The organism is Ruegeria sp. (assembly GCF_028066395.1).
GTDB lineage: Bacteria > Pseudomonadota > Alphaproteobacteria > Rhodobacterales > Rhodobacteraceae > Ruegeria.
Genome location: NZ_JALCBM010000060.1, coordinates 1 through 2,590, shown reverse-complemented (window position 1 = coordinate 2,590; position 2,590 = coordinate 1). Strand labels below are relative to the sequence as shown.

The window sequence follows — 2,590 nt, the reverse complement described above, 5'->3', positions numbered from 1 at the left end:
CCGCGATTGTCCAGCGCATCATAACCCAGCCGCACCACCGAGAGGTCCTGATACACCGTCTGGATCAAACACCCATCGCCTAGCGCGGGGTCCATCATGATGTTCCAGCCCTCGGCAAAGCCTTTGTCGATGAGTTCCTGCGACAGGGCGGCGGTGGCGGTGAAGGCGGTGAAGACACAGGCAAGAAGGCGGGTCATGTTGGTTTGGTCCATTGAATGTTCAGCGTGACAATATGGTTTTGTCACACAGGACGCTGGACTTGTAAAACTCTGACGCAGCGGTCAGCCCGCAAGCATCGAAAAACGCGACTACGGCGCTGTCTTCCAGGCTGGACTGTTTATCATTTTCGCTTTTGGGAATGTAGGTTGAGGTTTTCTTGCCGACGGCACTCGCCAGCCCGGTCTCGACATCGCGAATGACCCGGGCCCGTTGCTGCGCCATTACAGTGTTGCGCGGCTTGATTGTGTTTGGGTCCAAAGCGCGTTCAATGAACTTGCCCTGCTTCATGTCTTCAAAGCAGAAGAATGGCCCGTTGGACATCAGGGTTTTGGCGTGTTTCAACAGCAAGTTCATATCGATGCTCAGCAAATACCCTTTGAAACCGTCATCTGCCACCATCGTCCTCCACAGAGAGGAATGCGGCGTCGGTTTGGTCTTTTTCTGTTGAAATCTGTAGAAGGACCAAATCTGAGTGATCGGGTCGCGGACGATGTTCAGCACATGGACATTATACGCCGCCGCCCGGTCCAAAACACGCTGGCGAGACACGTGACCGACACAGAATTCGCCCTCGTCCAGAATGGATGCGGCATAGTCGGCGCGATAGTTGACCCGCCGACTGTCCGGGTTCCAATGGATTTGATCCTCGGGGACCGAGCGGTTGTCGTGGAGAAATCTGTCGGACAGATGTAGCTGTTTGGAGGAATAACCTGCGTTCTCCAGCGCCAATGCCGCAAGATAGGTACCAGCCTTTGGTATCGTATTGACCAGCACCTTTGGACGGGCATCAGCTTTCGGCGGTATTAAGCAGCGTAGCTGTTGTAGATAAAGCTGGGGTACGGACCGCCGCCCGAATGCCGCGTCGAAGGCAGACTGGTTGGATTTAAGGAGAGAACCTCTCTGGTTCCCCTGGGTGCCGCCAGTGCCTGTTTTCATTTCCGAGCGTCTCCGTCTGCAAACACCGCAACGGGCTGTATGTTCGACCCGCGCGTGATTATCCAATGTCCTGCCGGTTTCCAGGCGAACTCCGACAATCGTGGTGGGGTTCGGGTCGAACAGGCCTCAAACATATTTGTGATCTTGGCGGGCAGGATATGCGGTAGGCGATCCTGCTTTGGCTCCTTGTCGCCGCGTTTCTCGCGTTGAAGGGCATTGCCGTCAAGTCCCATCGCGCAAGCCGTGTCCCAGTCTGATTGAGCGATATAACGCAAAAGCGCCGTCAGAGTTCTTTTCTGGCTCTCAACGCCGCCGTAATCGTCCCGTCATCCAGATAGTCCAGCTCTCCGCCAATCGGTACACCCTGCGCCAGTGAGGTCAGTCGTACCTGCCCCTCCAACTGATCGGCGATGTAATGGGCGGTGGTCTGGCCGTCGACTGTGGCGTTCAGGGCCAGAATGACCTCTGAAATCCCCTCGGCCATCACCCGATCCTTGAGACGTGGAATGCGCAGCTCGTCCGGGCCGACCCCGTCCAGTGCCGATAGCGTGCCGCCCAGAACGTGGTAGCGGCCTTTGAATACGCCCGCGCGCTCCATCGCCCAGAGGTCGGCGACGTCCTCGACCACGCAAAGCTCTCCGGTCGCGCGGGCCTCGCTGTCGCAGATGTCACAGATATCGGTGGTGCCCACATTGCCACAGTTCAGGCATTCGCGGGCGGTGACGGCCACTTGCTGCATCGCGTCCGAGAGCGGCGTCAGCAGCAATGCCCGCTTGCGGATCAGGTGCAGCACCGCACGGCGGGCCGAGCGGGGGCCGAGGCCGGGCAGTTTGGCCATCAGGTCGATCAGATTGTCGATGTCGCTGTTCGAACTCACGGCCTGTCCTGCGTGGCGCCGGAGGGAGCCTCCGGCGGGAGTATTTTCAAAAAGATGAAGATCAGAAGGGCAGTTTGATATCTGCTGGCAGGCCCATGCTTTCGGTCAGCTTGGCCATCTCGGATTGCGAGCGCTCAGCGGCTTTGGATTGTGCATCCTTGATGGCGGCCAGGATCAGGTCTTCGACCACTTCTTTATCATCGCCGTTGAAGATTGACGGGTCGATGTCCAGACCTTTCAGTTCGCCCTTGGCGGTGGCGGTGGCCTTGACCAGACCGGCGCCGGATTCTCCGACAACCATCAGGTTGTTCAGCTCTTCCTGCATCTCGGTCATCTTGGTCTGAAGGTCCTGTGCGGACTTCATCATCTTGGCCATGTCGCCCAGGCCACCAAGCCCGCCTAAACCTTTGAGCATCGCTATTCTCCTGTAATTCGGGTTTCCGCCTAAATACGGATGCCTTTGGCCCGGCACAAGAGGGCAGGGACCCTCCCGTCCGTCGTCAAGGTCTTTTGCAAGACCTTTCCTCCCGTTGGGCCCGGCAGCGCGCGGGCATTGCC

Annotated in this window: 3 protein-coding genes and 1 pseudogene; all 4 read right to left on the bottom strand. The window is 58.1% G+C overall.

The features are described 5' to 3' along the window. Positions 1 to 197: pseudogene (locus tag MPJ51_RS16765) on the bottom strand (hypothetical protein); the annotation flags it as partial. 22 nt (positions 198 to 219) lie between these two features. Then, on the bottom strand, positions 220 to 993 hold the full coding sequence (locus tag MPJ51_RS16760) for a hypothetical protein (protein ID WP_298389045.1): 774 nt from the start codon (positions 991 to 993) through the stop codon (positions 220 to 222). A 445-nt stretch (positions 994 to 1,438) separates the two neighbouring features. Next, a complete protein-coding gene (gene recR / locus MPJ51_RS16755) occupies positions 1,439 to 2,032 on the bottom strand; it encodes a recombination mediator RecR (RefSeq protein ID WP_298389042.1) in 594 nt (197 codons plus the stop codon). 61 nt (positions 2,033 to 2,093) lie between these two features. Beyond that, on the bottom strand, positions 2,094 to 2,447 hold the full coding sequence (locus MPJ51_RS16750) for a YbaB/EbfC family nucleoid-associated protein (RefSeq protein WP_298389041.1): 354 nt from the start codon (positions 2,445 to 2,447) through the stop codon (positions 2,094 to 2,096). Positions 2,448 to 2,590: the final 143 nt, after the last annotated feature.

What these genes read in the sequence shown, in the direction of transcription:
- MPJ51_RS16750 (WP_298389041.1), bottom strand. Translation starts at nt 2,447, where the DNA reads ATGCTCAAAGGTTTAGGCGGGCTTGGTGGCCTGGGCGACATGGCCAAG.